The sequence below is a fragment of the Mesorhizobium sp. M2A.F.Ca.ET.037.01.1.1 genome (genome assembly GCF_003998075.1).
In the GTDB taxonomy this organism is placed as follows: domain Bacteria; phylum Pseudomonadota; class Alphaproteobacteria; order Rhizobiales; family Rhizobiaceae; genus Mesorhizobium.
This window is the reverse complement of the sequence record NZ_RZSA01000604.1, coordinates 1-4,164: the sequence shown is the minus strand read 5'-3', so window position 1 is coordinate 4,164 and position 4,164 is coordinate 1. Positions and strand designations below refer to the sequence as shown.

Sequence of the window (4,164 nt, the reverse complement as noted above, 5' to 3'; positions counted from 1 at the left end):
GGGTCAACCACTGCGATGACGCGGCCGTCGGAGGAGGGTCGCCATTTCCCGCCGATGTAAAGGCCTTGCGAGAACGGGATGTATTCGGACATGTCGGAATCCTGATCAACTGTTAGGTGGGAAATGTTCATTGCAATCGGGCTCCTTCCCTCACATTGCCGCGGCCGACATGTCGCCGCTGTAAGCAGCCCTGACCAGGCGCTGCATCGCGGGCAGGTCGAAGGGGCGGGGATTGTTCTTGATCAGCCGGTCGATGCCAAGCGCCTGTTCCGCCGTCCAGTCGATCTTGTCCTCGGCAAGACCGAGGTCAGCCAGCGTCCGGGTGATACCGATGGCGTTGAACAGTCGCGCGACTTCCGTGATTGCGGCATCGGCCAGCTGACCGGCATCGCGGTCCTGGCGCGGCAGGCCAAGCGCAATGCCGATTTCTGCGATCTCCGAGGTTGCCGCCGACAGGTTGTAGCGCATCACATAGGGGAGCATCGTGGCGACGCCCAGGCCATGCGGCGTGTGGGTGAGCGCGCCGACCGGATACTGCACCGCATGGGCGGCGGCGGTTCCCGCCGTGCCGAAGGCGCAGCCGGCGGCCAGCGCTCCCATCATGACATCGGCCCGTGCATTTTCGTTCGACCCATCGCGATAGGCTGCTTCGAGGCTGCGGCCGAGGAGCCTGATCGCCAGAAGGGCGAAATGATCGGTCAGCGCGCTCTTGCCGACGAAGACATGGTGTTGCGCCAGATCGGCATCGGCGCCGCGCCTTGCCGCGGTGAAGGCCTCGATCGCATGCGTCAGCGCGTCGGCACCGGCGATGGCGGTCAGTGATGGCGGGCAGGTCGCTGTCAGGTCCGGGTCGCACAGCGCAACCGCGGCGATGAGATGTGGGCTGGAGATACCGACCTTCAGCGTCCGCTCCGGGTCGGAGATCACCGCGACGGGAGTAACTTCGGAACCCGTGCCGGCCGTGGTCGGCACAGCGATAAGAGGAAGGGTAGGGCCCGGCACCTTGAACTCACCATAATAGTCCTGGAGCTTGCCGCCATGGCTGATGAGCAGCCCGGCGCATTTGGCCATGTCGAGGCAACTGCCGCCCCCGACGCCGATCACCATGTCCGGCCTGAAATCCTTCGCCTCCGCGATACAGGCGCCGACGCTGTCGCGCGGCACATCCGGCAAGGTGCGGTCGTGGACGAGCGTGTCGATCCCGGCAGCCTTCAACCCATCGAGCATCTCGATGAACTCAGGCGTGCCGGCGAGCCTTTCGTCGGTGCAGATGAATGCGCGCTGGCCATGCCGGCCGGCAATGGCAGGCAGCGCATGGCGCTGGCCTTTGCCGAAGAGGATTTCGCGCGGGAGGCGCGCGGCTGCAAAGAGGGTCATGGATCGAGATCTTTCGAAAGAGACTGATGAAAAAACGTCGTGATCATCGGTAGGGGCCGCCTTCAGTTCGCAGGCCGGTGATTTGTCGGCTTCTTGCCCGCGTCATTGAGTGCGGAGTGCGGTTCATAGCCCATCCGTTCGTATCCTCTATAAAATCGTATAGGATATCCTATTGAATTGGCCGGAGCATCATGTTAGGCCTTGCTCCTGTCAAGAGGTAACCGATGGAAAATCCCGACCTGACGGTTGAAACCGAAGCTCGCTCAAGCGGCCGCATCCAGCGCGCCAACAGCTTGGCGGGCGATGTTTACGAAGCAATCTTCGCGCAATTGATGTCGCTGAAGATTCCGCCGGGATCGCGCATCACCGTCGACAACCTCGTCAGGGAATTCGACGTTTCACACACGCCCATCCGCGAAGCGCTCGGGCGGTTGGAGGGGGAGGGCCTGGTGGTCAAAACCCACCTGATCGGCTATCGCGCCGCCCCGCAAATCACCCGGCGCCGGTTTGACGAGCTTTACGAGCTGCGCCTTCTGTTGGAGCCCGCTGCCGCCGCCAAGGCTACGGCAGCGCTGGACGAAGAGCGCCTCGCGGTGTTGCAGGAAGCGGCGGGCGTGATGGCGCGGCGGGTGGGGAAGGACGAGCGCCTGCGCTATTCCAATTTCGCGCGGCAGGACGCGATCTTCCACGACAAGATCATGGAGTTCGCGCAGAACGAGCTCATCCGCGAGACGCTGAACCACCAGCATACGCATTTCCACATTTTCCGCCTGATGTACCACTCGCGCGTCACCGAAGAAGCGCTGGATGAGCACGAGGCGATTCTCGCTGCTTTCGCGGCCGGCGACGCGCATGCCGCCGAGAAGGCGATGCACGTGCACATTGAGAATTCGCGGGACCGCCTCCTGCCCGCCTTCGAGTAACCGCTCCCTTGCCGCCCGCATCGACGGAGATAGCGCTGTTGCGCCCGCAGCCGGCCTTCCGGTTGGCCCCGCGGTGCTGTGCGCCGAGGGGCTGTCCAAGCAGTACGGCGCCGTCACCGTGCTGTCGGATGTCACGCTCGACATCCAGCCCGGCGAGATCCATGCGATCATCGGCGAGAACGGCGCCGGTAAGTCGACATTCATGCGGCTGCTGTCCGGTTACATCGAGCCGACCGAAGGCACGTTGTCCATGGCGGGGCACCGGGTGCGCTTCAGCAGGCCGGACCAGGCTCAGGCCGCCGGCATCGCCCTGGTGCATCAGGAGATCCTGCTCGCCGATGCGCTGAGCGTCACCGACAATCTTTTCCTCGGCCGCGAGCTCACCAAGGGTGGCCTTGTCGATGATGCGCGCATGCGCCGCCTCGCTGCGGCAAAGCTCGCGGAGCTGGGCTGCGAGGTCTCGGCCACGTCTCTCGTGCGCGACATCTCGTTGGCGGATCGCCAACTGGTGCAGATAGCCCGTGCCTTGCTCGACGAGCATCGGGTGGTCATCTTCGATGAGCCGACAGCCGTGCTGACGGGGGGAGAAGTCGAGCGTCTCCTCACCATCATCTTCGAACTCAAGGCACGCGGCATCGCGGTCCTCTATATCAGCCACCGGCTCGACGAGGTGCAGCGGCTGGCCGACAAGGTCAGCGTCCTGCGCGACGGCAAATTGGTTGGCACCTATCCGGGCCATACACTGACGCAGATCGACATGGCGCGGCTGATGGTGGGCCGCGAGCTCAACGCGCTTTATCCCCAAAAGCAGGTGACGCGGACAAACGAGCCGATGCTGAGCGTCCGCAACGCCGTGGTTCCAGGCTTCGTCGAGGACGTGTCGTTCACCGTGCACAAAGGCGAGATTCTGGGCTTCGCCGGAATGATCGGCGCCGGGCGAACGGAGCTGTTCGAAGGAATGCTCGGACTCCGGCCGGGAATCGCTACGGTCGAACTCAACGGCGCTCCGGTTCGGATACGCTCCCAGCGCGAAGCCATAGAAGCCGGCATCGGTTATCTGACCGAGGACCGCAAGGGCAAGGGCCTGCTCCTGCAGGAGCGTCTCGGGCCGAACCTCACTCTGTCCGCCCTCGCCAGCTTCCATCCCGGTCTCATCGTAAGACGCGATCGCGAAGCGCGGGCCTTGGCGCAGGCAATCTCCAGCTACGACATTCGCCTGAAGAGCCTTGGCGCGCGGGCCGGGCAGCTCTCCGGCGGCAATCAGCAGAAGCTTCTGCTCGCCAAGGTGCTCCTGAGCGATCCGTCCGTCGTCATCATCGACGAGCCGACCCGCGGCATCGACATCGCCAACAAGGCGCAGATCTACGGCTTCATCCAGGATCTCGTGAGGCAGGGCAAAGCCTGCATCGTCATTTCCTCGGAGATGCAGGAACTGGTGGGCATCTGTGACCGCGTCATCGTCATGCGCGAGGGCAGGATCAGCGGCGAAGTCTCGGGCGAAACGATGACCGAGAGCAACATCGCGCTGCTGGCAACCAGCTCGCGTGCGCACGTCGCCCAGGGAGGAACAAAGTGACAGCGCTTACCCAGTCCGCGCCGGCGCGAAGCGAGCGGCAATACCAATTCTCATGGGCCGACGCCGGCCCGTTCCTTGCGCTTGCGGCGCTGCTTGCGCTGGGATTCCTGGTCAATCCCGACTTCCTGTCCGCAACGAACCTCAGCAACGTGATCACGCGCAGCGCCTATGTCGCCATCATCGCCGTTGGCGCGACATTCGTCATCTCGTCGGGCGGCCTGGACCTGTCCGTGGGCTCGATGGTGGCTTTCATTGCCGGCATCACCATCATGTTCATGAACATGATGG

3 protein-coding genes and 1 pseudogene are annotated in these 4,164 nt (G+C 63.8%); 3 read left to right on the top strand and 1 reads right to left on the bottom strand.

Annotated elements, in window-relative coordinates:
• Positions 1-150: 150 nt before the first annotated feature.
• Complete coding sequence (locus EOA27_RS25200) at positions 151-1,377, bottom strand: iron-containing alcohol dehydrogenase (protein WP_126078897.1); 1,227 nt, start codon at positions 1,375-1,377, stop codon at positions 151-153.
• Between the two features lie 224 nt (positions 1,378-1,601).
• Between EOA27_RS25200 and EOA27_RS25195 the strand changes: the two genes are divergently transcribed.
• From EOA27_RS25195 to EOA27_RS25185, 3 genes and pseudogenes are all read left to right on the top strand, one after another.
• On the top strand, positions 1,602-2,300 hold the full coding sequence (locus EOA27_RS25195) for a GntR family transcriptional regulator (protein WP_126078896.1): 699 nt from the start codon (positions 1,602-1,604) through the stop codon (positions 2,298-2,300).
• 73 nt (positions 2,301-2,373) lie between these two features.
• Positions 2,374-3,876 carry a sugar ABC transporter ATP-binding protein gene (locus tag EOA27_RS25190; protein ID WP_245491155.1) on the top strand — a complete coding sequence of 501 codons (1,503 nt, stop codon included), beginning with the start codon at positions 2,374-2,376 and terminating at the stop codon, positions 3,874-3,876.
• A pseudogene (locus EOA27_RS25185) lies at positions 3,873-4,164 on the top strand (ABC transporter permease); the annotation flags it as partial. The gene EOA27_RS25190 and the pseudogene EOA27_RS25185, both read left to right, overlap by 4 nt.